Source organism: Pseudomonas fortuita (assembly GCF_026898135.2).
Classification (GTDB): domain Bacteria; phylum Pseudomonadota; class Gammaproteobacteria; order Pseudomonadales; family Pseudomonadaceae; genus Aquipseudomonas; species Aquipseudomonas fortuita.
Genome location: NZ_CP114035.2, coordinates 472,210 through 495,689, shown reverse-complemented (window position 1 = coordinate 495,689; position 23,480 = coordinate 472,210). Strand labels below are relative to the sequence as shown.

Genomic DNA, 23,480 nt, shown 5'->3' with positions numbered 1-23,480 from the left:
CGCCCAAGGCCCTTGCATGTCCGACCCCCGCTATCAAATCGACGTCAACGTCGTGACTCGCTACCTGAAAGAACAATCCGACCCGGAAAACAGTCGTTTCGCTTTCGCCTACACCATCACCGTCCAGAACAAAGGCTCGCTGAAAGCCAAGCTGCTGTCACGCCACTGGCTGATCACCAATGGTGACGGCGAGGTCGAGGAAGTACGGGGTTCAGGCGTGGTGGGCCAACAGCCCAACATCGACCCGGGCCAGAGCCATACTTACAGCAGCGGTGCGGTGATCACCACCCGGGTGGGCACCATGCAAGGCAGTTATCAGATGTTCGCCGAAGACGGTAAGCGCTTCGACGCCGAGATCGCCCCCTTCCGCCTCGCAGTGCCCGGGGCGCTGCACTGATGGCAACCTACGCCGTCGGTGATCTGCAGGGCTGCCTGCAGCCCCTCAAGTGCCTGCTGGAACGTGTCAGTTTCAACCCGGCCGTTGACCGCCTGTGGCTGGTCGGTGACCTGGTCAACCGCGGCCCCGAATCACTGGAAACCCTGCGTTTTCTGTATTCGATACGCCAGTCGCTGGTGTGCGTGCTCGGCAACCATGACCTGCACCTGCTGGCCGCCTGGTACAACGTCGAGCGCCTGAAGAAAAGCGACACGCTGCGCGAGATCATCGAAGCACCGGATGCCGACCAGCTGTTCCACTGGCTGCGCCAGCAAAAACTGCTGCATTACGACGAGGCAAGGGGTATCGCCATGTCGCACGCCGGCATCCCGCCGCAGTGGACGCTCGGCCAGGCCCTTGGTCTTGCGGCTGAGGTGGAAGAAGTATTGCGCGACGACGGCCGCCTGAAGCTATACCTCGACGGCATGTACGGCAACGAGCCGAACAAGTGGAGCAAGAACCTCTCCGGCATCGAACGCCTGCGGGTCATTACCAATTACTTCACGCGCATGCGCTTCTGCACCGCCGAGGGGAAACTTGACCTCAAGAGCAAGGAAGGCCTGGGCACCGCGCCCAAGGGCTACAAGCCCTGGTTTGCCCACAAGGACCGCCGCTCGCGGCATGTGAAGATCATTTTCGGCCACTGGGCTGCCCTCGAAGGCCGGGTCAACGAGCCAGGCGTCATCGCCCTGGACACCGGCTGCGTGTGGGGCGGCGCCATGACCTTGTACAACGTCGACAGCGGCGAATACCACCGTTGTGACTGCGCCGACGACGGCACCCTGCGCCAGCCGGCACAACCCACTACACTCAACGACCACACCCGAAGGAAGTAGTACCCATGAGCGAATTCAAGCGCATCCCTCCCGAGCAGGCCTTGGAGCTTCGCAAGCAAGAAGGTGCGGTCGTCGTCGACATTCGCGACTCCCAAGCCTTCGCCGCCGGTCATATCACCGGTGCCCGGCACCTGGATAACCATTCGGTTGCCGATTTCATCCGCAACGCCGACCTCGATGCACCTACCCTGGTGGTCTGCTATCACGGCAATTCCAGCCAGAGCGCTGCCGCCTACCTGGTCGGCCAGGGCTTTTCCGACGTGTACAGCGTGGACGGCGGCTTTGAACTGTGGCGCGCCACCTACCCGGCCGAGACCGCCCAAGGCACCGCCGAATAAAAATTTTCATTTCTACTGCAGCCCGCGCCCTGTGCGGGCTTGCGGCTTATCTGACGAACGGTAGTTCGCAACTTCTCCGCCCCTCCCCCTTGAACTTGCCGATAACCAACTATTCTTAAGCGCAGGCCATCCAGAAAAAGGGGAGAGCCGGTACACCGGCGTGCGGGTCATCGGTAGCGTTACAGGGTGTTCTGGGGGGTATACAGCAGCCGGCAAAACCGGTTGCATGCCAGCATCAGCTGACTGATCCGGCGTCGTCTCCACGTATCGAGCGAGGTGACGTCATGAGTATTTTTAGCCACTTCCAACAACGTTTCGAGTCCACGCGCCAGGAAGAACTCTCGCTGCAGGAGTACCTCGAGCTGTGCAAAGAGGATCGCAGTGCCTACGCATCGGCGGCCGAACGGCTGTTGCTGGCCATCGGTGAGCCAGAGCTGATCGACACCTCTACCAACTCCAGGCTGTCGCGCATCTTCTCCAACAAGGTTATCCGCCGCTATCCGGCCTTTGCCGACTTCCATGGCATGGAAGAGTGCATCGACCAGATCGTGTCTTATTTCCGCCACGCCGCCCAAGGCCTGGAAGAAAAGAAACAAATCCTCTATCTGCTGGGCCCGGTGGGCGGCGGTAAATCGTCGCTGGCCGAAAAACTCAAGCAGCTGATGGAAAAGGTACCGTTCTATGCCATCAAGGGCTCGCCGGTATTCGAGTCGCCCCTGGGGCTGTTCAACGCTACCGAAGACGGGGCCATCCTCGAGGAAGAGTACGGCATCTCGCGGCGCTACCTGAACACCATCATGTCGCCCTGGGCCACCAAACGCCTGCAGGAGTTCGGCGGCGACATCAGCAAGTTCAAAGTGGTCAAGCTGTACCCGTCGATCCTCAACCAGATCGCCATCGCCAAGACCGAGCCGGGCGACGAGAACAACCAGGACATTTCCGCCCTGGTCGGCAAGGTCGATATTCGCAAGCTTGAGGAATTCCCGCAGAACGACGCCGATGCCTACAGCTATTCGGGCGCGCTGTGCCGGGCCAACCAGGGCCTGATGGAATTCGTCGAGATGTTCAAGGCCCCGATCAAGGTCCTGCACCCACTGCTCACGGCCACCCAGGAAGGTAACTACAACAGTACCGAGGGGCTGGGTGCCATTCCGTACACCGGCATCCTGTTGGCCCACTCCAACGAATCGGAGTGGCACACCTTCCGCAACAACAAGAACAACGAGGCGTTCATCGACCGGATCTACATCGTCAAGGTGCCGTACTGCCTGCGCGTCAGCGATGAGATCAAGATCTACGACAAGTTGCTGATCAACAGCTCGCTGGCCAAGGCCCACTGCGCGCCAGACACCCTCAAGATGCTCGCCCAGTTCACGGTACTTTCGCGCCTCAAGGAGCCAGAGAACTCCAACATCTACTCGAAGATGCGCGTCTACGACGGCGAGAACCTCAAGGACACCGACCCCAAGGCCAAGTCGATCCAGGAGTACCGGGACTCGGCAGGCGTCGACGAGGGCATGAACGGCCTGTCGACCCGCTTCGCCTTCAAGATCCTTTCCAAAGTCTTCAACTTCGACCCACACGAAATTGCGGCCAACCCGGTTCACCTGCTGTATGTGCTTGAACAGCAGATCGAACAGGAACAGTTCCCTGCCGAAGTGCGCGAACGCTACCTGCGCTACCTGAAGGAGTACCTGGCACCGCGCTATATCGAATTTATCGGCAAGGAAATCCAGACCGCCTACCTGGAGTCCTACAGCGAATACGGCCAGAACATTTTCGACCGCTACGTGCTGTACGCCGACTTCTGGATCCAGGACCAGGAGTACCGCGATCCGGAGACCGGCGAAATCCTCAACCGCATCGCCCTCAACGAAGAGCTGGAGAAGATCGAGAAACCGGCCGGTATCAGCAACCCGAAAGATTTCCGCAACGAAATCGTCAACTTCGTGCTGCGTGCCCGTGCCAACAACAACGGGAAGAACCCGAGCTGGCTGAGCTATGAAAAGCTGCGGGTGGTGATCGAGAAGAAAATGTTCTCCAACACCGAAGACCTGCTGCCGGTCATCAGCTTCAACGCCAAGGCCAGCAAGGAAGACCAACAGAAACACAACGACTTCGTCACGCGCATGGTGGAGCGTGGCTACACCGACAAACAGGTTCGCCTGCTGTCGGAATGGTACCTGCGGGTCAGGAAATCGCAATAAAGCGGCAAGCTTCTAGCCGCAAGCTGCAAGCTGCCCGGCGTCGGCGCTTCTGTCTACGCCACAGCTTGCAGCCGCGGTGGCTGCTCTTTCTTGCAGCTTGAAGCTCGTGGCTTGCAGCTGCATCCAGTCACCGGAGGGACCATGAGCTACGTTATAGACCGACGCCTGAACGGCAAGAACAAGAGCACGGTCAACCGCCAGCGCTTCCTGCGGCGGTACCGTGAACACATCAAGAAAGCCGTCGAAGAGGCGGTAAGCCGCCGTTCCATCATGGACATGGAACATGGCGAGCAGATCAGCATTCCGGGCCGCGACATCGACGAACCCGTGCTCCACCACGGTCGTGGGGGTAAACAGACCGTTGTGCACCCCGGCAACAAGGAATTCACTGCCGGCGAACATATCCCCAGGCCCCAAGGTGGCGGCGGGGGTGGCGGCGGCCGCGGCAAGGCGGGCAACTCCGGCGACGGCATGGATGACTTCGTCTTCCAGATCACCCAGGAAGAGTTTCTCGAGTTCATGTTCGAGGATCTCGAACTGCCCAACCTGGTCAAACGTCACCTGACCGGCACCGACACCTTCAAGACCGTACGCGCAGGTATAGCCAACGAGGGCAATCCGTCACGCATCAACATCGTGCGCACCCTGCGCTCGGCGCATGCCCGGCGTATTGCCCTGACCGGCAGCAGCCGCGCACTGTTGCGCGAAGCACAAAAGGAACTCGACCGCCTGCGGGTCGAGGAGCCGGACAACTTCACCGATATCCAGGAAATCGAACAGGAAATCGAGCGCCTGAAGGCACGCATTAACCGCCTGCCCTTCCTCGACACCTTCGATCTCAAATACAACCTGCTGGTCAAGCAGCCCAACCCCAGTTCCAAGGCGGTGATGTTCTGCCTGATGGACGTCTCCGGCTCCATGACCCAGGCCACCAAGGACATCGCCAAGCGCTTCTTCATCCTCCTGTACCTGTTCCTCAAGCGTAACTACGACCGCATCGAAGTGGTGTTCATCCGCCACCACACCAGCGCCCGGGAAGTCGACGAGGAAGAGTTCTTCTACTCACGGGAAACCGGCGGCACCATCGTCTCCAGCGCGCTCAAGCTGATGCAGGAGATCATGGCCGAACGCTACCCGGCCAGCGACTGGAACATCTACGCCGCCCAAGCGTCGGACGGCGACAACTGGAATGACGACTCGCCAATCTGCCGCGACATCCTCTCCAAGCAGATCATGCCGCACGTGCAGTACTACACTTACGTCGAGATCACTCCCCGTGAGCACCAGGCGCTGTGGTATGAATACGAGCGCATCGGCGAAGCATTCCCCGACACGTTCGCCCAGCAGCAGTTGGTATCGGCCGGCGACATCTACCCGGTCTTCCGTGAACTCTTTCAGCGCAGGTTAGCCACATGACCGCCAGAGCACAGAGACGCCAACCCATTTCCACCGGGTCCGAGTGGACGTTCGAGCTGATCCAGACCTACGACCGGGAAATCAGCCGCCTGGCCGAACGTTACGCCCTGGACACTTACCCCAACCAGATCGAGGTCATCACGGCCGAGCAGATGATGGACGCCTATGCCTCGGTCGGGATGCCGCTGGGTTACCACCACTGGTCCTACGGCAAGCAGTTCCTCAGCACAGAGAAGTCCTACAGCCGAGGCCAGATGGGCCTCGCCTACGAGATCGTGATCAACTCCGACCCGTGCATCGCGTACCTGATGGAAGAAAACACCATGTGCATGCAGGCACTGGTGATTGCCCACGCCTGCTACGGCCACAACAGCTTTTTCAAAGGCAACTACCTGTTCCGCACCTGGACCGACGCCAGCTCGATCATCGACTACCTGGTGTTTGCCAAGCAGTACATCGCCCAGTGCGAAGAGCGCCACGGCATCGACGCTGTGGAAGACCTGATCGACTCCTGCCATGCCCTGATGAACTATGGCGTGGACCGCTACAAGCGGCCCTACCCTATCTCCGCAGAAGAGGAACGGCGCCGACAGAAAGAACGCGAGGAGCACCTGCAGCGCCAGATCAACGACCTGTGGCGCACCATCCCGAAAAGCGCCGAGCGGGGTAATGAACGCGATGATGCGCGCTTCCCCGCCGAACCACAGGAAAACATCCTCTATTTCATCGAGAAGAACGCCCCGCTACTCGAACCCTGGCAGCGTGAGGTGGTGCGCATCGTGCGCAAGATCGCCCAGTACTTCTACCCGCAGCGCCAGACCCAGGTAATGAACGAAGGTTGGGCAACCTTCTGGCACTACACGCTGATGAACGACCTGTACGACGAAGGGCTGATCACCGAAGGCTTCATGATGGAGTTCTTGCAGTCGCACACCAGCGTGGTGTTCCAGCCCGGCTTCGACAGCCCCTATTACAGCGGCATCAACCCCTACGCGCTGGGCTTTGCGATGTACACCGACATCCGCCGCATGTGCGAGAACCCGACCGATGAAGATCGCCACTGGTTCCCCGACATTGCAGGCAGTGATTGGCTATCTACCATCAAGTTCGCCATGAGCAGTTTCAAGGACGAGAGCTTCATCCTGCAGTACCTGTCACCCAAGGTGATGCGCGACCTCAAGCTGTTCAGCATCCTTGATGACGACCAGCGCGACGACCTGCTGGTGCCAGCCATTCACGATGAAGCCGGCTATCGGGTGATTCGTGAGCTGCTGGCCGCGCAGTACAACCTGGGCAACCGTGAACCGAACGTGCAGATCTGGAGCGTCGACCGTCGCGGTGACCGCTCGCTGACCCTGCGCCACCAGCAACACAACCGCAAACCGCTGGGCGACTCTACCGAGGAAGTGCTCAAGCACCTGCATCGCCTGTGGGGCTTCGATATCCACCTGGAGACCGTGCAGGGCGAGCAAGTGATGAAAACCCACCACATGCCACCCCGTGGCGAGCATGGCGAAAGTGCGGACTACGGGCGCATGGACCTGGCAGTCATTCACCATCTCTAGTGCACCGCCATAACGGCCGACGGGTTATCCTGTCGGCCGTTATGGAGAGTTGCACATGCACATCTACAAAGTCGGCGGCGCCGTGCGCGACCGCCTGCTCGGCCGCCCCGTCAGCGATATCGACTGGCTGGTGGTAGGCGCCACCGTCGAAGAAATGCACGCCAAAGGCTATAGGCCGGTAGGCGCAGACTTTCCGGTATTCCTGCACCCGAAAACCGGCGAGGAATATGCCCTGGCCCGTACCGAGCGCAAGAGCGGGCGCGGTTATGGCGGGTTCACTTTTCACGCCAGCCCTGACGTCACCCTGGAAGAAGACCTGATCCGCCGTGATTTGACCATCAACGCGATGGCCGAGGACGAAGCGGGGACGGTGTACGACCCCCACCATGGCAAAGACGATCTGGAAAATCGAATTTTACGCCACGTTTCTCCGGCATTCGCCGAAGATCCCTTGCGCGTTCTGCGCGTTGCGCGCTTTGCTGCCCGGTATGCACCGCTGGGTTTCCGGGTTGCCGAAGAAACGCTTGCACTGATGCGCCAGATCAGTGCCTCTGGCGAACTGCAGGCGCTGACTGCCGAGCGCAGCTGGAAGGAGATCGAGCGGGCGCTGATGGAGGCAAAACCCCAGGTTTTCTTCCAGGTGCTGCGCGATTGCGACGCCCTGCCGGCCATGCTGCCTGAGCTTGTTGACGATGCACAGGCCTTGGCGGCGCTGGAGCAGGCAGCAGCGCATGAACAGCCCCTGCACGTGCGCTGGGCCTGCCTGTTGCGCGGGCTGGCACCGGCCTCGATAAAAGCCGTCAACCAGCGTCTGAAGGCACCGCGTGAGTGCCAGGAACTGGCCCTGCTGACAGGCGAATGCCTGGCGCAGGCGAATCAGGCGCTGGAGCTGCCTGCCACGGCACTGCTGGAACTGTTGCAGAAGTTCGATGTTTACAGGAGGCCGCAGCGGTTCGAGGACTTTGTGGTGGTCTGCGAGATGGCGGCGCTGGGCGATGGCGAGCAAGGTTATCCACAGGCCGATTACCTGCGAGGCGCAGCAGCGGCGGCGCGAGCGGTGGATGTGAAACCACTGGTACAGGCCGGGCTGACTGGCCAGGCCCTGGGCGAAGCGCTCAAAGCCGAGCGGCTGAAAGCGCTTGAGGCTTACCAACTCGTCTGACCTTCCCGGCCCTTTCGCGGCTTTAGCCGCGAAAGGGCCGAAACTGGCTTAAGCGGGGGTCAGCTGCAAACCGCGCCACTCGAAGGCGACCGGGGCCAGTACCTGGTCAATCTGTGCCTCTTGCCACAACCGGGCCATGGTCTTGCCCGCGCCCGGATGCATCAGCTGAGGGGCCAGTAACGACAGCGGCCACAGCACAAAAGCGTTCTTCAGGATCTCGGCCCGAGGCAACACCAGCCCATCAAACGTGCCGTGCAGATCGTCATACATCAGCACGTCGATATCCAGCGGCAGCCCTTTGCGGTCCGGCGCGTAACGGCCATTCTCGGCCTCGATGAACTTCAATCGACGGTCCAGTTCGATCAGCGGCAGCGCGGTTTGCCCGGTCACCACGAAATTGATGAACGGCCCGCTCTTGATCCCCACCGCCTGGCTTTCGAACACCGGCGAGCAGCGCATGTCTGTGAGGATGCCCGTCAACGCATCGAGCCCGGCGCACAAATGCGCCTCACGGTCGATGTTGCTGCCAAGGCCCAGGTAAACCGTGCTCAGAGACATCCGCGCTCGATCTCCACGCCAACACCGCCACGGGCCGCTGGTACCGCACCCGGCTTGGTCAGCTTCAGCCGCACCCAAGGGATATGGAATTCTTCCATGAGCGTTGCCACCAGGCGCTCGGCAAAGGTTTCCACCAACTCGAAACGCGCCTGCTCGGCAAACGCCTGGATGCGCGCCGACACACTGGCATAGTCCAGCGCCAGGCTCAGCTCATCACCCGCTGCGGCCGGGCGGTTGTCCCAGGCAAAGCTCAGGTCCAGGCGCAAGCACTGGCGAATATCCCGCTCCCAGTCATAGGCACCGATGACGGTATCGACTTCCAGGCCTTCGATGAACACTCTGTCCAAGCACTTCTCTCCACAGCACGACAAGGGCGACTGGCGCCGTTAGAATCAGGGCGTCCTCGCCCGGAATAGTTAGCATGTTTTGGTTACTGGCGTTGCTCGCCTACCTGCTCGGCTCGCTGTCCTTCGCCATTCTCCTCAGCCGCCTTTCGGGCAGCCCGGACCCGCGTTCCAGCGGCTCAGGCAATGCCGGCGCCACCAACATGCTACGCCTGGCGGGCCGCAAAATGGCGATCCTGACCCTGCTTGGCGACCTGTGCAAGGGCCTTTTGCCGGTATTGCTCGCCCGCCTTGCCGGGCTGGACCTGCACGCGCAGGCCTGGGTGGGCGTATGCGCGGTACTGGGCCACCTGTTCCCCCTGTACTTCCGTTTCCAGGGCGGCAAGGGCGTGGCGACGGCTGCCGGCATGCTCATGGGCCTGTATTTTCCGGCCGCGCTGCTAGCGATCGGCGCCTGGCTGCTGACCTTCTACCTCACCCGTACCAGCTCGCTGGCGGCGCTGATTGCCACGCCATTGACCTTGCCATTGCTGGCCTGGCGCGAGCCCGAAGCCTTGCTGCCGATCACCGTGCTGACCGTGTTGATCGTATGGCGCCACCGCAAAAACCTGCGCGACCTGTTCGCGGGGCGCGAACGGCACTTCTGATCGTTCGCCATCAAACACTACAGCGGCGGTAACTGCTCCATCGGCCAGCGTGCCTGCACGCTGATCGCCAGGTCCTGCTGCTGCCCGGCCAGCAGGCGCTGGCAACCGGCGTAAGCGATCATCGCGCCGTTGTCGGTACAGAACTGCGGGCGCGCGTAGTACACGTTGCCCTTGATGCTGCCGAGCATGTCCTCGAGCGACGCACGCAAGGCCTTGTTGGCACTCACGCCACCCGCGATGACCAGGCGTTTGAGGCCAGTCTGCTTGAGCGCCCGCTTGCACTTGATGGTCAAAGTCTCCACCACCGCCTGCTGGAATGCCAGGGACAGGTCGCAACGGGTTTGCTCACTGTCGTCGCCAGCATTCTTGCATTGCTGCCAGGTGTTGAGGGCAAAGGTCTTGAGGCCGCTGAAGCTGAATTCCAGCCCCGGGCGGTCAGTCATCGGCCGCGGGAACACGAAGCGCCCAGGTACGCCCTGCTCGGCCAGGCGCGCGATTTCCGGGCCGCCGGGGTAGTTAAGGCCGATCAGCTTGGCGGTCTTGTCGAACGCTTCGCCGGCGGCATCGTCCAGGCTCTCGCCCAGCAGCTCGTACTGGCCGATGCCATCGACGCGTACCAGCTGGGTGTGGCCGCCCGAAACCAACAAAGCGACGAACGGAAACTCAGGTGGGTTTTGTTCCAGCATGGGCGCCAGCAAGTGGCCTTCCATGTGGTGCACGCCAATCGCCGGAATGTCCCACGCAAAGGCCAGCGCCTGGGCGCACGAGGCGCCCACCAGCAATGCCCCGACCAGGCCAGGACCCGCGGTGTAGGCGATGGCGTCGATCTCGGTGGCGACGCAACCCGCCTCCTCCAGCACCTGGCGGATAAGCGGCAACATGCGCTTTACGTGGTCACGCGAGGCCAGTTCGGGCACCACACCGCCAAACACGCGGTGCAGGTCAATCTGGCTGAACAGTGCGTCGGCCAGCAGGCCGCGCTCGCTGTCGTATAATGCGACGCCAGTTTCGTCGCAAGATGTTTCCAATCCCAGTACTAGCATGGGCTCGTCCCTTGTGGGGGCTGAATTCGAAGGCGCGCATGATAGTCCCCGTGTCGGACGCCGACCAGCGGTTTTCGATCAGAGGCTTTGCATTCCGGCTTGCTAAGGGTTAACATCCGCAACCCTTGAAAACCGACGTTCTCCAGCACACCTTTGTTTTGCCAGGAGCACGTCTACCCCGGTAATGAATTAAGGTAGCCCTGGATGCCAGCCGTCAAAGTTAAAGAGAACGAACCCTTCGACGTAGCTCTGCGTCGTTTCAAGCGCTCCTGCGAAAAAGCCGGTGTACTGGCTGAAGTTCGTAGCCGCGAGTTTTACGAGAAGCCGACCGCAGAGCGTAAGCGCAAAGCAGCTGCTGCTGTTAAGCGTCACGCCAAGAAAGTTCAGCGCGAACAGCGCCGCGCCGTTCGTCTGTACTAATACAGGCGTTCTACGCAAAGCTTCTGCCCTGCCCGGTTAACCACCGGGCGATGGCAGCGGTCGCTTCAAACTTGAGCAGCTAGCTCAAGGCCCTGCACAAGCTCATGCGAACTGCATACGGGGCAACCTGCCTGAAACGTCAGAGCTGGTCTTTCTTGTTGTATGACCAGACGTGCACGTCCGACTGACGGGCCCTTAGGGGCTGGCGACGAGCGCACACTCCCTCACACTTCCCCAATCAGCACTCGCCCTATTCGGCGCGTGAGCGATTAGACTTGCCAGTTGCCAGATGACGAGACTGCCATGGCCGGGCTGATTCCCCAGAGCTTCATTGACGACCTGATCAACCGCCTCGACATCGTCGACGTGGTGAGTTCGCGCGTCCAGCTGAAAAAAACCGGCAAAAACTACTCCGCCTGCTGCCCGTTCCACAAGGAGAAGACCCCTTCCTTCACGGTCAGCCCCGACAAGCAGTTCTACTACTGCTTCGGCTGCGGCGCCGGCGGCAACGCCCTGGGCTTCGTCATGGACCACGACAACCTGGACTTCCCCCAGGCTGTCGAAGAACTGGCCCGCGCCGCAGGCATGGAAGTGCCCCGCGAGCAAGGGCGCCGCGACCAGAAGCCTCGCCAGCCAACCGACTCGCCACTGTACCCGCTGCTGGACGCCGCCTCGGAGTTCTATCGCCAGGCCCTGCGCAGCCACCCGACCCGCAAGGCCGCAGTGGACTACCTCAAAGGCCGCGGCCTGTCCGGAGAGATCGCCCGCGATTTCTGCCTGGGTTTCGCCCCGCCCGGCTGGGACAACCTGCTCAAGCACCTGGGGGCCGACACCCTGCAGCAAAAGGTGATGATCGATGCCGGCCTGCTGATCGAGAACGCCGAAAGCGGCAAGCGCTACGACCGCTTCCGCGACCGGGTAATGTTCCCCATCCGTGATAGCCGCGGGCGCATCATCGCCTTCGGCGGCCGGGTACTGGGCGACGACAAACCCAAGTACCTGAACTCCCCGGAAACCCCGGTGTTCCACAAGGGCCAGGAACTGTACGGGCTGTACGAGGCGCGCAAGCACAACCGCAACCTCGACGAAATCATCGTCGTCGAGGGCTACATGGACGTCATCGCGCTGGCTCAGCAGGGCCTGCGCAACGCCGTGGCCACCCTTGGCACCGCCACCAGCGAAGAGCACCTCAAGCGTTTGTTCCGGGTAGTGCCCAGCGTGCTGTTCTGCTTCGACGGCGACCAGGCCGGGCGCAAGGCCGCCTGGCGTGCGTTGGAGTCAACCCTGTCGAACCTGCAGGACGGCCGCCGCGCGCGCTTTCTGTTCCTGCCCGAGGGCGAAGACCCAGACAGCCTGGTGCGTGCCGAAGGCACCGATGCCTTCAAGGCCCGCATCAACCAGCACGCCCAGCCGCTGGCCGATTACTTCTTCGAGCAACTGGGCGCTGAAGCCGACCCGCGATCACTGGAAGGCAAGGCGCACATGGCGACCCTGGCCGCACCGTTGATCGAAAAGATCCCCGGGGCCAACCTGCGCCAACTGATGCGCAACCGCCTGAAAGAAATCACCGGCCTGGACCCACAACAGGTCGAGCAACTGGCGCAACAAGCTCCGCCAGCCAGTAGCGTGCCGGACTACGACCCTGGCTACGACTACGATGCCATGGCCAGCTACACCCCTGATTTCGGCGACATGCCGCCGCAGCACGACTTCGCCCCCGCTCAGCAGGAACCGGCATGGAAGCCGAACAAGGGCGGCGGTAAAAAGCAGTGGAGCGACAAACCCTGGGACAAGAACCGCAAGGGCGGCAAGCCCTGGCAGCAACGTGACGAAGCGCCACCGCGCGTGCCAGCACCGGTCGAACCACCTACCCTGGCGGCCCTGCGCACCCTGCTGCACCACCCGTTGCTGGCCGGAAAGGTCGAAGATGCCAGCCACTTTGCCGACGAAGAACACCTGTACAGCCAGCTGTTGGTGGCATTGATCGAAGCCGCACAGAAAAATCCTGGGCTAAGCTCAATGCAGCTGATTGCACGTTGGCATGGCACCGAACAGGGCCGCCTGCTGCGGGCCCTGGCGGAAAAGGAATGGCTGATCGTGGCCGACAACCTTGAACAACAGTTTTTCGACACTATAACTAGCTTGTCCGCCCGCCAACGCGAGCGCAGCCTGGAACAACTGCTCAGGAAATCACGTCAAAGTGAATTGACCAGCGAGGAAAAAACCCAGCTCCTCGCCTTGCTGAGCCGGAAAGTTCCCGCACAAACGCCGACCTCATCTGGCGCGTGAGGCCCATGCTCGGGTATAATCCTCGGCTTGTTTTTTGCCCGCCAAGACCTTCAGTGGATAGGGTGTTATGTCCGGAAAAGCGCAACAGCAGTCTCGTATCAAAGAGTTGATCACCCGCGGTCGTGAGCAGGGCTACCTGACTTACGCGGAGGTCAACGACCACCTGCCTGAGGATATTTCAGATCCTGAACAGGTGGAAGACATCATCCGCATGATCAACGACATGGGGATCAACGTATTCGAGAGTGCTCCGGATGCGGATGCCCTTCTGTTGGCGGAAGCCGACACCGACGAAGCCGCGGCCGAAGAAGCCGCTGCTGCGTTGGCGGCAGTTGAAACCGATATCGGCCGCACGACTGACCCGGTGCGCATGTACATGCGCGAAATGGGTACCGTCGAGCTGCTGACCCGCGAAGGCGAGATCGAAATCGCCAAGCGTATCGAGGAAGGCATCCGTGAAGTGATGGGCGCCATCGCCCACTTCCCGGGTACTGTCGATTACATTCTCAGCGAATATGACCGCGTCACCACCGAGGGTGGCCGCCTGTCCGACGTGCTCAGCGGCTACATCGACCCTGACGACAACATCGCCGCGCCGACCGAAGAGGTGCCGATCCCTGGCGCCAAGGCCGCAGCCGCGAAGGAAGAGTCCGACGACGAAGAGGAAGAGTCCGAAGGCAGTGACGACGAGGAAGAGACCGAGAGCGGTCCGGACCCGGTAGTCGCAGCCCAGCGTTTCGGTGCGGTATCCGACCAGCTTCAGGCGACTGTCAAGGTCGTGAAGAAGAACGGTCGTGCCCACAAGGAAAGCATCGAGGCCCTGCAAGCCCTCGCCGACCTGTTCATGCCGATCAAGCTGGTACCCAAGCAGTTCGAGGTGCTGGTAGAACGTGTTCGTGATGCACTGAACCGTCTGCGTCAGCAAGAACGCGCCATCATGCAGCTGTGTGTGCGTGATGCCCGCATGCCGCGTGCCGACTTCCTGCGCATGTTCCCCAGCAACGAAACCGACCAGACCTGGAGCGGTGACCTGGCCAAGCGCAACACCAAATGGGCTGCCGCCCTGGGTGAAAAGGACGCCGCCATCGTTGCTTGCCAGCAGAAGCTGATCGACCTTGAGACCGAAACCGGCCTGACCGTTGCCGAGATCAAGGACATCAACCGTCGCATGTCGATCGGCGAAGCCAAGGCCCGCCGCGCCAAGAAAGAAATGGTCGAGGCGAACCTGCGTCTGGTGATTTCCATCGCCAAGAAGTACACCAACCGTGGCCTGCAGTTCCTTGACCTGATCCAGGAAGGCAACATCGGCTTGATGAAGGCGGTGGACAAGTTCGAATACCGTCGCGGCTACAAGTTCTCGACCTACGCCACCTGGTGGATCCGGCAGGCGATTACCCGCTCGATCGCCGACCAGGCACGCACCATCCGTATTCCGGTGCACATGATCGAGACGATCAACAAGCTCAACCGTATTTCCCGCCAGATGCTGCAGGAAATGGGTCGCGAACCGACCCCGGAAGAGCTGGGCGAGCGCATGGAAATGCCTGAGGACAAGATCCGCAAGGTACTGAAGATCGCCAAAGAGCCGATCTCCATGGAAACCCCGATCGGTGACGACGAAGATTCGCACCTGGGCGACTTCATCGAGGACTCGACCATGCAGTCCCCGATTGATGTGGCCACGGTCGAAAGCCTCAAGGAAGCCACCCGTGACGTGCTCTCGGGCCTGACTGCACGCGAAGCCAAAGTGCTGCGCATGCGTTTCGGTATCGACATGAACACCGACCACACCCTCGAAGAGGTGGGCAAGCAGTTTGACGTAACGCGTGAGCGGATCCGTCAGATCGAAGCGAAGGCGTTGCGAAAACTGCGCCACCCGACTCGCAGCGAGCACCTGCGCTCCTTCCTCGACGAGTGATGACAAAACCCCGGCCCAGGCCGGGGTTTTTCTTTTCTGCCTTTTGAAGCACTCGCGGTCCCTGTAGAAGCAGCCTTGTGCTGCGAAGAGGCCATCCGGGTCACCGAACACCTCCGCCCATACCGGCCCTTTCGCAGCACAAGGCTGCACCTACACGTATCTCGCTTACCCCACGCTTGCGCAATGCCCGTCTACACTCGACGTCAGACCCCAAGAATGCGAGGCTGCTATGCCACTTATGCCGGCCATTCTGTTGCTGCTCCTGATTCTGTGGAACACGACGGCCGGCGCCCTGACCCTGACAGACGAGGAAAAAGCCTGGTTGGCTGCCCACCCGCAGCTGAGCCTGGGTGTAGACGCCTCTTGGCCACCGTTCGAGTTTCGCGACCAGGAGGGCCGGTACCAGGGATTGGCCGCCGATTACATCGCTGCGATCCAGCAACGCCTGGGCGTGACGCTCAAACCGGTCGAGCCCAGCAGCTGGACCGAGGTACTGGCGCAGGCACGGGATAACCGCATCGACCTGCTGCCAGGCATCATGTCCACGCCCGAACGCCAAGGCTACCTGGCCTTCACCCGTCCGTACCTCGACTTCCCGATCGTCATCCTCGCCCACAAAGGCGGTGTCCAACCGCGCAAACTGGACGACCTGTATGGCCTGAAGATTGCCGTAGTCGAAAATTACGCCCCGCACGAACTGCTGCGTACCCATCACCCCGACCTCAACCTGGTGGCGCTGCCCAATGTCAGCTCCACACTGCAGGCCTTGGCTACCGATCAAGTGGACGCGGTGGTCGGCGACCTGGCGTCAAGCATCTGGAGCCTGCGACAGCTCAAGCTCGACGGCCTCTACGTCAGTGGTGAAACGCCCTACCGCTATCAGCTGGCCATGGCCGCACCACGTGACAACAAAGTGCTGGTGGGCATTCTGGACAAAGTCATGGCTGACATGAGCAGCGGCGAAGTCAGCCAGATCCAGCAGCGCTGGGTGGGTAACGTGGTCGACCAACGGATGTTCTGGTCCGACCTGCTGGTATATGGCTTGCCAACAGTCCTTTTGCTGATGGCCGTTCTGGCCGTGGTCATCCGTATCAACCGCCGCCTCAGCTCGGAAATTTCCCGGCGTATCGCCCTGGAGCAGGAGCTGCGCAGCAGTGAGTACCACTACCGCGGCCTGGTCGAGAGCCTGTCAGCCATCGCCTGGGAAGCCGACGCCAACGACTTCACCTACAGCTATGTCTCACCGCACGCCGAAGACTTGCTGGGTTACCCGCTTGGCGACTGGCTCAAACCGGGCTTCTGGCGCAGCATCCTGCACCCGGAGGACGCGCTCTGGGCGCAGGCATACTGCGACAGCGAAACCGCAGCCGGACGCGACCACAGCCTGGACTATCGGGTGATACGGGCCGACGGTCAGCCATTGTGGATACGCAACATTGTCAGCATGATCGAACACGGGCACCAGCCGGTGATGCGCGGGCTGATGATCGACATCAGCGAAACCAAGCGCACCGAGGACGCCCTGCGTCTTTCCGAGCAAAAGTTTGCCTCGGTGTTCCAGCAGTGCCCCGACATTCTACTGATTGCCCGCCACAGCGACGGCTGCCTGCTGGAGGTGAACGAAGCCTTCGAAGAGCAGATTGGCCTGAACCCGGACCAGGTGCTTGGCCGCAGCGCCACCGACCTGAACCTGTGGGGCGTCGAAGGCTCCGGCCCGCCGCTGCTTGAGCGCCTGCACCAAGGTGGCATCCGCAACCTTGAGATGAGCTTTCGCCGCAGTAATGGCCAACTCTTCACCGGCCTGACTTCGGCCGAAACCTTCGAACTGGACGGCACCCCCGCGCTGGTTGTGGCAGTTCGCGACATCAGCCAGCTCAAGGAGACCCAGCAGCAGCTGCAAACTTCAGAAGAAAAGTTCGCCAAGGCCTTCCACGCCTCGCCCGACGGCCTGCTGCTGTCGCGCCAGAGCGACGGTTTGCTGCTTGAGGTGAACGAAGGCTTCTGCCGTCTGACTGGCTATGACCTGAACCCGACTATCGACCAGACCTCGCTGGACCTGGGTATCTGGGTCGACCTCAACGAACGCAAACGCCTGGTCGACCAGCTCAACCGCGACGGTTTCGTGCGTGACTTCACCTGCCACATCCGCCGCAGCGACGGGCAGGTCCGCCTGTGCGAGCTGTCCGCCAGGCCCCTGCCGATTGCCGGCGTCGACTGCATGCTGACCATCGCCCGCGACATCACCGAGCGCCACCTGATGCAGGAAAAACTGCAACTGGCCGCCACCGTGTTCGAGAACACTGCCGAAGGCGTGCTGATCACCGACATCGACCAGCGCATCAGTGCCGTCAACCGTGCCTTCAGCGAAATCACCGGCTACAGCGAAATCGAAGCCCTCGGCCAGACCCCGCGCCTGCTTGCCTCCGGCCAGCACGACAGCGCCTTCTATGCCGCCATGTGGCACCAGCTTACCGCCGAGGGTCACTGGCAAGGCGAGATCTACAACAAGCGCAAGAACGGCGAACTGTACCCCGGCTGGCTGACCATCAGCGCCGTGCGCAACAGCGACCGCGAGATCACTCACTTCGTGGCTGTGTTCGCCGACATTTCCAGCCTCAAGCATGCCCAGGCCAAGCTCGACTACCAGGCCCACCACGACCCGCTGACCGGCCTGCCCAACCGTGCCTTGTTCGAGAACCGCCTGCAGGCCGTGCTCACCTGCGCGCAGGTGTCCAACCGCCAAGGTGCGGTGCTGTTCCTCGACCTCGACCGCTTCAAGCACATCAACGATAGCCTTGGCCACCCGGTCGGCGACTTGCTGCTCAAGGGCATTGCCCAGCGCCTGAAGGAGCAGGTGCGTGACGTCGACACCGTGGCCCGCCTGGGCGGCGACGAGTTCATCATCCTGCTGCCCGGCCTGCACAAGCCCAGTGACGCCAGTACCATCGCCAACAAGCTGCTGGCCTGCTTCATCGCACCGTTCCAGGCCGGTGAGCATGAGTTTTTCACCAGCGCCAGCATCGGCATCAGCCTTTATCCACAGGATGGCAGCGACGTTGCCACACTGATCCGCAACGCCGATGCTGCCATGTACCGCTCCAAAGCCAAGGGCCGCAACCGCGTCGAAGCCTACACCCGCGACCTCACCGCCCAGGCCAGCGAACGCATTGCTCTGGAACACGAACTGCGCCGTGCCGTCGAACGCAACGAAATGAGCCTGTGCTTCCAGCCCAAGCTCAGCCTCAAGACCCAGAGCCTGGTCGGCGCCGAGGCGCTGATCCGCTGGAGCCACCCGACCTTTGGTGAAGTGCCCCCGGAGCACTTCATCCACCTGGCGGAGGAGAACGGCACCATCCTCCAGCTCGGCGACTGGGTATTGGAACAGGCCTGCCAGCAGATGCAGGCCTGGAAGCAGCACTACGAACCCTTCGGCCCCTTGTCGATCAACCTCGCGGGCGCCCAGCTACGCCAGCCGCACCTGGCACGGCGCATCGAACAGTTGCTCAAGCATCACCAACTCAAGGCAGGTGACTTGCAGCTGGAGATCACCGAAAACTTCATCATGAGCCAGGCTGAAGAGGCCCTGGCCGTGCTGTACCAGTTGAAAAAACTGGGCGTGCAACTGGCCATCGACGACTTTGGCACCGGCTATTCATCGCTGAGCTATCTCAAGCGCCTGCCGCTGGACATTCTGAAGATCGACAAGTCGTTCATCCGCGGCCTGCCCGACGACCCGCACGATGCCGCCATCGCCCGTGCAATCATTGCCCTGGGCCGCAGCATGCAACTGACCATCATTGCCGAAGGTGTGGAAAACCAGGCCCAGCAACGCTTCCTGGCGGCCGAGGGCTGCGAGCAGATCCAAGGCTACATCGTCAGCCTGCCACTGCCGCCCGAGGAGTTCGCCACAGCGTTTCTTCGCATAGCACTATCGGATCTTTCAGATGGCACAGGTGCGAAACCCCCGTTATAATCCGGCCACTTACTGAGGGCCTATAGCTCAGTTGGTTAGAGCAGAGGACTCATAATCCTTTGGTCCACGGTTCGAGTCCGTGTGGGCCCACCATATTCAAAGCCGCGCATAGCGCGGCTTTCGTGTTATTGGCGGAACCACCTCAGATACAGTCCTTTGGTCTAAAGGTACAAATTAGGTACAGTGCGGCTTCGCTTGCACGCCTTTGGAGTCCTTCAGATGGCTACAATCGTCAAAACCCCTGCCGGCACCTGGAAGGCCGTCATCCGCAAGACCGGATGGCCGACCAACGCCAAAACCTTCCGCACCAAACGCGACGCCGAGGATTGGTCACGACGCACCGAAGACGAGATGGTGCGCGGTGTGTACATCCAGCGCAGCGGCTCAGAGCGCATGACGCTGGAAATAGCGCTCAAGCGCTACCTGACCGACATTACACCTACAAAGAAGCCTACGACTCAACGCGGTGAGATCTCCAAGGCTAAAAAGCTAACGGAGCATCTGGGCAAGTATTCTCTCGCAGCCCTTTCCGCTGACACCATTGCCAACTATCGCGACAAGCGCCTTAACGAGCCGGGCCGCGCAGGCACGACCAGCAACAACACCGTTCGCCTGGAGCTGGCTCTACTGAGCCACGTTTTCACGGTCGCGATCCAGGAATGGGGGCTGGGCCTGACGTTTAACCCCGTGTTGAATATACGCAAGCCAAGCCCCGGAGAGGGTCGCAATCGTAGGCTCTCGCCGGATGAGGAACGTCGGCTGTTCGCAGAGGTGAATCGGCATAGCAATCCAATGCTTGGGTGGATCGTTGGCATCGCTCTGGAAACTGGTATGCGCTCAGGTGAAATCGCGTCGCTACGCAGACCTCAGGTGGATACAGAGCGACGCATCGTAAGACTCGTTGACACGAAAAATGATGGTCAACGAACTGTTCCACTGAGCAAGCGAGCGACTACGCTTTTCAAAGCCGCGATGATAAACCCCGCTCGCCCTAGCGACTGCAACCTGGTGTTTTTTGGTGAACCTGGGAAGGACGGGAAACGTCGCCCCTACGCGTTCACAAAAATCTGGGGACTACTGGTCAAGAAGCTACAGCTATCCGACTTCAGATTTCACGACTTGAGACATGAGGCGGTAAGCCGCCTTGTGGAGGGCGGTCTCTCCGACCAAGAGGTATCGAGCATCAGCGGCCATAAATCAATGCAAATGTTGAAGAGATATACGCACTTACGCTCAGAGGATTTAGTTGCCCGGCTAGATAGCATGTCAAAAAGAAAGAAAAGTTTAGCTAAACCTCCAAAGGCAGTTTAGCTAAAGTCCTAGTTATTTAGTCGTGACTCTCAAGCGGAAACTGAATTTTAGCCGCTAAAAAATCACAACTCTGGAAGAAGTTTAACTAAATAACCACGGAGCACTATAGCTAAACTTTTCCAATGTCAAGCAGAGTTTGAAAAAAGCCTTTTAAAAATAGCATTAAGTGTCATAGGATATCCGAAATTAAGCGGAGGACACCTAACATGACCACGGAAGAATACATACGTGACTTATTCTCTGGGGCTCCACTTTTGTCCCTTGAGCAGCTTGCAGAGGTACTACATAGAAGCAAGGACGGCCTGAGAATCAGCCTGAGTGGCGACAATGAAGTATCGAGAAAATTTCTTCCTTGCAAGGTCAGAATTGGCAGAAGGATTTACTTTAGAACCGCAGATGTAGCCAAGGTTCTCGAGCAGGGCTGACGAAGATGTCTATATCCCTAATTGTAAAAAGGAAGGTGTCCAGTCATTTCACAATTATCCCTAACGATGTAATAAGTGACCAAAACCTGAGTTGGAAATCGTTAGGACTATTGGTGAAATTGCTGTCCCTACCCCCAGGCTATCCATATCTGACAATGGAATCGCTATCCAAGAAAAATGGTACTGGCGCAGCCGCAACCAGGAGCGGACTGCAGGAGCTTGAGACAGCAGGCTATTTGAGCATCGAGCGCACCCACGACTCACGAGGTCGGTTCGCAAAAACGGTGTGGCATATCTCTGACGAACCGGCTGAAAAGGCCGACTCTGCACCATATTGCGAAAACCCAAACGTGGATAAACCGAAGACGGTGCAGCCGCACCCGGACAAACGAGCACATATAAATACTAAACAAACAATAAAACCAAAAAATGAAAATACTACTACGTCGCCCGCCCCAGCCCCGACGGTCGGGGATCCTCCGCTGCGGTTGACGGCATTGGTCTCCGCGGAAACCAGGAGCCAGATTTTCAAGGCGCTTGCGCAGGTTGCGCCCGTTGACCAGCAGCGGATGCTGAACGAGCTGTCAGCTGCCATCAAAGCAGGATCAATCAAAACCACAGCGATCAGGTGGTTCCACGGAGTGATCAAGCGCTACCGAGATGGCAGTTACAACTTCAAGGATCAATCATCTGCATGGGAGTCAGCGAGTGCCGATACCGCGCTCCCCAAAACCCCGACAGCAAGTCCGAAAGAAAGCCCCTCAACTGTCAAGAATGAGAGTCGGTCTACCGTAGGAAAGGAATATTTAAAGAAGTTAAAGATAAACAAGTCTAGCTCTGGCTTATCACCAGTTCAAGTTTTGACAATTGAGCGGCCAGACCCTAGCTCTGAATCATAGTCGTCCAAGAGGTTGATATGAAGCCACTTACTGTACGGATCGCGGAGCGAGTAGCTGCAACCTATCCGCCCACAAGCCCTGCTACAAACCTAGCTAATTTCATCCTGCTACGTGAGGATATTCTACAGGCGATTCAAGGTGGTTGGTCTTTGTTAAGGATATGGACGACTTTGCATGATGAGGGATCTATCAGCTTTGGCTATCAAGCGTTTCGTCGCTACGCCAACACGTTGCTACCCGTGCACTGCGGTGATCAATAAACATCCCGCACCGTTGCTTGACCGAACAATCGTTGCCCTAGCGTTCAATATCCGATCACTGCCGTTGTTTCAGCGACCAGCTCATAACTGAACGCTATAGCAACCCTATCGTTTACTCGAGATCACTGCTGACAGACATGCCAGCAACACGAATACTCAGGGCAAGACAGGTGAAGTTAGCTAACCGACAAGTCGGCTATCTAATTTCACTCTCACGTATTCGCGCCTTCGGCGCTCAATGCTGTCTTGCTCTGCGAGGCAGTCGCTACCGCGACGCTGTGAACACCAAAGAGAGGTCAGACCATGAACCGCAATGAAACTGAGAGAGATACACTTAAACACGGAAAGCATTTACGTGTGCCGGTATTGCCGAGTGAGGAGCTAACCATTAAAGAAAACGCATCCGAGGCGAGCCTGCCGGTCGGTTAGTACCTGCGGCGCCTGAGCCTCGGCTATGAGATTACAAGCACTCTAGACTCCCAGTACTTAGCGCAGATCGTAAAACTCAACGCTGACCAAGGCCGCTTTGGTGGGCTTCGCTAGTCACTACATGCGCAATGGTGGAGACATCCTCACGCTGCAGCGAGTACTTGGTCATGCCACCCTGGCCATGCGCCTACTTCAGCCCTGGGCACCTTGCTGATGTGGTCAGGTTAAATCCCCTTTCGGGCACCCCTTCCGAGCCCAGCCAGGTTTTCGGTGCCAGCAGGCGCTGACTCTTACCGACCACACTCGCACGCAGCCGCTCGATACGCTCCTGCAGGTCGCCGCCGATCGTCGCGCTCAGCTTCTGCCCGACTACCAGGTTCAAGTCGCGGCCCGTGGCCTGGTGCAGGTCATCAATAGCCGCGATACTCGCGGATCCACCGGTCAGCAGCTTGAGTGCCTCCAACGCCTCGATCTTCTTCACCCCGCCCACCGACTCGGTCGAATGGTCATCCAAGGTCGCGGTGTGGCCCTCGTACTGCTCGCGGTTCTCCAGGGCCTCCACCTCGCGCTCAATCGCCTTGTACTGGATCTTGCCGTCAGTCTGGCGCAGCCAGTTTACCCTTGTTGGCCTCGATGAATTCCCAGAGGAAGTTGATGCAGCTGATGGTCGCGATCGACTTTTAGCCTGCCAGCCAAAGCGCGATGGCGTGGAAAATCCCTTCGACGATGAATACCTGGTCGTCTTTCTCGTAGGCCTGGCCCTTGGGCTCCCAGCCCTTGCCAGCGTACCGCATACCGTTGCGGAGAGCGGCCTTATCACCCTTGTTCGCCACGACTGAGCTTAAATCGATGATGCGTTCTGAAGTTCATAGGTGGGTCGTCAACAACCAAGTTGACTGTGTTGTCTACTATGGGCGGACGACGCGCAGCGCCGGCAAGCTTGCGACCATCGGACAGGATCCAAGCCGGATCGTGTCCCGGGAAGTGGTGTAACTGAACCAGCC

Annotated in this window: 20 protein-coding genes, 1 tRNA gene and 2 pseudogenes; 19 read left to right on the top strand and 4 right to left on the bottom strand. The window is 59.8% G+C overall.

The features are described 5' to 3' along the window. Positions 1-16: 16 nt before the first annotated feature. The 7 genes from apaG (at position 17) to OZ911_RS02160 (ending at position 7,960) form a co-directional block, all read left to right on the top strand. Positions 17-397, top strand: a complete 381-nt coding sequence (gene apaG / locus OZ911_RS02190) for a Co2+/Mg2+ efflux facilitator ApaG/CorD (protein WP_016484611.1) — start codon at positions 17-19, stop codon at positions 395-397. Then, on the top strand, positions 397-1,272 hold the full coding sequence (locus tag OZ911_RS02185) for a symmetrical bis(5'-nucleosyl)-tetraphosphatase (RefSeq protein ID WP_016484610.1): 876 nt from the start codon (positions 397-399) through the stop codon (positions 1,270-1,272). Before apaG ends, OZ911_RS02185 begins: the two co-directional genes overlap by 1 nt. Positions 1,273-1,277: 5 nt before the next feature. Next, a complete protein-coding gene (glpE, locus tag OZ911_RS02180; RefSeq protein WP_016484609.1) occupies positions 1,278-1,610 on the top strand; it encodes a thiosulfate sulfurtransferase GlpE in 333 nt (110 codons plus the stop codon). A 284-nt stretch (positions 1,611-1,894) separates the two neighbouring features. Further along, on the top strand, positions 1,895-3,817 hold the full coding sequence (locus OZ911_RS02175; RefSeq protein WP_016484608.1) for a PrkA family serine protein kinase: 1,923 nt from the start codon (positions 1,895-1,897) through the stop codon (positions 3,815-3,817). 141 nt (positions 3,818-3,958) lie between these two features. Then, the gene (locus OZ911_RS02170) at positions 3,959-5,233 is read left to right on the top strand and encodes a YeaH/YhbH family protein (RefSeq protein ID WP_016484607.1); all 1,275 of its coding nucleotides are present in this window, start codon (positions 3,959-3,961) and stop codon (positions 5,231-5,233) included. Further along, entirely contained in the window at positions 5,230-6,798 is a 1,569-nt protein-coding gene (locus OZ911_RS02165; protein WP_023048249.1) for a SpoVR family protein, read from the top strand. Before OZ911_RS02170 ends, OZ911_RS02165 begins: the two co-directional genes overlap by 4 nt. A gap of 55 nt (positions 6,799-6,853) precedes the next feature. Continuing rightward, positions 6,854-7,960: a multifunctional CCA addition/repair protein gene (locus OZ911_RS02160; RefSeq protein WP_016484605.1), complete on the top strand. Its 1,107-nt coding sequence runs from the start codon at positions 6,854-6,856 to the stop codon at positions 7,958-7,960. A 48-nt stretch (positions 7,961-8,008) separates the two neighbouring features. On the opposite strand, the gene folK is transcribed toward OZ911_RS02160, so the two are convergent. Continuing rightward, positions 8,009-8,518, bottom strand: coding sequence for a 2-amino-4-hydroxy-6-hydroxymethyldihydropteridine diphosphokinase (gene folK, locus OZ911_RS02155; RefSeq protein WP_023048250.1), 510 nt, complete (start codon positions 8,516-8,518; stop codon positions 8,009-8,011). Continuing rightward, on the bottom strand, positions 8,509-8,865 hold the full coding sequence (gene folB, locus OZ911_RS02150; RefSeq protein WP_016484603.1) for a dihydroneopterin aldolase: 357 nt from the start codon (positions 8,863-8,865) through the stop codon (positions 8,509-8,511). Before folB ends, folK begins: the two co-directional genes overlap by 10 nt. A 74-nt stretch (positions 8,866-8,939) precedes the next feature. Here folB and plsY point away from each other — a divergent pair, with 74 nt between their 5' ends. Then, positions 8,940-9,509: a glycerol-3-phosphate 1-O-acyltransferase PlsY gene (plsY, locus tag OZ911_RS02145; protein WP_016484602.1), complete on the top strand. Its 570-nt coding sequence runs from the start codon at positions 8,940-8,942 to the stop codon at positions 9,507-9,509. 17 nt (positions 9,510-9,526) lie between these two features. On the opposite strand, the gene tsaD is transcribed toward plsY, so the two are convergent. Continuing rightward, the gene (tsaD, locus tag OZ911_RS02140) at positions 9,527-10,552 is read right to left on the bottom strand and encodes a tRNA (adenosine(37)-N6)-threonylcarbamoyltransferase complex transferase subunit TsaD (protein ID WP_016484601.1); all 1,026 of its coding nucleotides are present in this window, start codon (positions 10,550-10,552) and stop codon (positions 9,527-9,529) included. Between the two features lie 204 nt (positions 10,553-10,756). Here tsaD and rpsU point away from each other — a divergent pair, with 204 nt between their 5' ends. The 11 genes and pseudogenes from rpsU to OZ911_RS02090 form a co-directional block, all read left to right on the top strand. Then, positions 10,757-10,972, top strand: a complete 216-nt coding sequence (rpsU, locus tag OZ911_RS02135; RefSeq protein ID WP_003255575.1) for a 30S ribosomal protein S21 — start codon at positions 10,757-10,759, stop codon at positions 10,970-10,972. Positions 10,973-11,275: 303 nt separating this feature from the next. Beyond that, positions 11,276-13,261, top strand: a complete 1,986-nt coding sequence (gene dnaG / locus OZ911_RS02130) for a DNA primase (RefSeq protein ID WP_016484600.1) — start codon at positions 11,276-11,278, stop codon at positions 13,259-13,261. Positions 13,262-13,328: 67 nt separating this feature from the next. Further along, entirely contained in the window at positions 13,329-15,179 is a 1,851-nt protein-coding gene (rpoD, locus tag OZ911_RS02125) for an RNA polymerase sigma factor RpoD (protein ID WP_016484599.1), read from the top strand. 229 nt (positions 15,180-15,408) lie between these two features. Next, positions 15,409-19,152: a bifunctional diguanylate cyclase/phosphodiesterase gene (locus OZ911_RS02120; RefSeq protein ID WP_016484598.1), complete on the top strand. Its 3,744-nt coding sequence runs from the start codon at positions 15,409-15,411 to the stop codon at positions 19,150-19,152. Positions 19,153-19,168: 16 nt separating this feature from the next. Continuing rightward, positions 19,169-19,245 (top strand) — tRNA-Ile (locus OZ911_RS02115). 126 nt (positions 19,246-19,371) lie between these two features. Further along, a complete protein-coding gene (locus OZ911_RS02110; protein ID WP_023048251.1) occupies positions 19,372-20,463 on the top strand; it encodes a site-specific integrase in 1,092 nt (363 codons plus the stop codon). Positions 20,464-20,669: 206 nt separating this feature from the next. Then, a complete protein-coding gene (locus OZ911_RS02105; RefSeq protein WP_028633554.1) occupies positions 20,670-20,888 on the top strand; it encodes a helix-turn-helix domain-containing protein in 219 nt (72 codons plus the stop codon). 113 nt (positions 20,889-21,001) lie between these two features. Continuing rightward, positions 21,002-21,787: a helix-turn-helix domain-containing protein gene (locus tag OZ911_RS02100; RefSeq protein WP_175444008.1), complete on the top strand. Its 786-nt coding sequence runs from the start codon at positions 21,002-21,004 to the stop codon at positions 21,785-21,787. A 17-nt stretch (positions 21,788-21,804) separates the two neighbouring features. Further along, positions 21,805-22,047, top strand: a complete 243-nt coding sequence (locus tag OZ911_RS28855; protein ID WP_158002890.1) for a TraK family protein — start codon at positions 21,805-21,807, stop codon at positions 22,045-22,047. 303 nt (positions 22,048-22,350) lie between these two features. Continuing rightward, on the top strand, positions 22,351-22,476 hold the full coding sequence (locus tag OZ911_RS02095; RefSeq protein ID WP_256549402.1) for a hypothetical protein: 126 nt from the start codon (positions 22,351-22,353) through the stop codon (positions 22,474-22,476). 106 nt (positions 22,477-22,582) lie between these two features. Next, a pseudogene (locus OZ911_RS02090) lies at positions 22,583-22,763 on the top strand (phage integrase); the annotation flags it as partial. Here the strand turns inward: OZ911_RS02090 and OZ911_RS02085 are convergent. Next, positions 22,718-23,092, bottom strand: a pseudogene (locus OZ911_RS02085) (hypothetical protein); the annotation flags it as partial. The pseudogenes OZ911_RS02090 and OZ911_RS02085 overlap by 46 nt on opposite strands. Positions 23,093-23,480: the final 388 nt, after the last annotated feature.

Excerpts from the sequence above, each read along its gene's own strand:
- OZ911_RS02165 (WP_023048249.1), top strand. The coding sequence starts at position 5,230 with ATGACCGCCAGAGCACAGAGACGCCAACCCATTTCCACCGGGTCCGAG.
- rpsU (WP_003255575.1), top strand. The coding sequence starts at position 10,757 with ATGCCAGCCGTCAAAGTTAAAGAGAACGAACCCTTCGACGTAGCTCTG.
- rpoD (WP_016484599.1), top strand. The coding sequence starts at position 13,329 with ATGTCCGGAAAAGCGCAACAGCAGTCTCGTATCAAAGAGTTGATCACC.
- OZ911_RS02160 (WP_016484605.1), top strand. The coding sequence starts at position 6,854 with ATGCACATCTACAAAGTCGGCGGCGCCGTGCGCGACCGCCTGCTCGGC.
- OZ911_RS02170 (WP_016484607.1), top strand. The coding sequence starts at position 3,959 with ATGAGCTACGTTATAGACCGACGCCTGAACGGCAAGAACAAGAGCACG.
- glpE (WP_016484609.1), top strand. The coding sequence starts at position 1,278 with ATGAGCGAATTCAAGCGCATCCCTCCCGAGCAGGCCTTGGAGCTTCGC.
- OZ911_RS02175 (WP_016484608.1), top strand. The coding sequence starts at position 1,895 with ATGAGTATTTTTAGCCACTTCCAACAACGTTTCGAGTCCACGCGCCAG.
- folK (WP_023048250.1), bottom strand. The coding sequence starts at position 8,518 with ATGTCTCTGAGCACGGTTTACCTGGGCCTTGGCAGCAACATCGACCGT.
- OZ911_RS02185 (WP_016484610.1), top strand. The coding sequence starts at position 397 with ATGGCAACCTACGCCGTCGGTGATCTGCAGGGCTGCCTGCAGCCCCTC.
- OZ911_RS02120 (WP_016484598.1), top strand. The coding sequence starts at position 15,409 with ATGCCACTTATGCCGGCCATTCTGTTGCTGCTCCTGATTCTGTGGAAC.
- dnaG (WP_016484600.1), top strand. The coding sequence starts at position 11,276 with ATGGCCGGGCTGATTCCCCAGAGCTTCATTGACGACCTGATCAACCGC.
- apaG (WP_016484611.1), top strand. The coding sequence starts at position 17 with ATGTCCGACCCCCGCTATCAAATCGACGTCAACGTCGTGACTCGCTAC.
- plsY (WP_016484602.1), top strand. The coding sequence starts at position 8,940 with ATGTTTTGGTTACTGGCGTTGCTCGCCTACCTGCTCGGCTCGCTGTCC.
- OZ911_RS02095 (WP_256549402.1), top strand. The coding sequence starts at position 22,351 with ATGAACCGCAATGAAACTGAGAGAGATACACTTAAACACGGAAAGCAT.
- OZ911_RS02110 (WP_023048251.1), top strand. The coding sequence starts at position 19,372 with ATGGCTACAATCGTCAAAACCCCTGCCGGCACCTGGAAGGCCGTCATC.
- OZ911_RS02105 (WP_028633554.1), top strand. The coding sequence starts at position 20,670 with ATGACCACGGAAGAATACATACGTGACTTATTCTCTGGGGCTCCACTT.
- tsaD (WP_016484601.1), bottom strand. The coding sequence starts at position 10,552 with ATGCTAGTACTGGGATTGGAAACATCTTGCGACGAAACTGGCGTCGCA.
- OZ911_RS28855 (WP_158002890.1), top strand. The coding sequence starts at position 21,805 with ATGAAGCCACTTACTGTACGGATCGCGGAGCGAGTAGCTGCAACCTAT.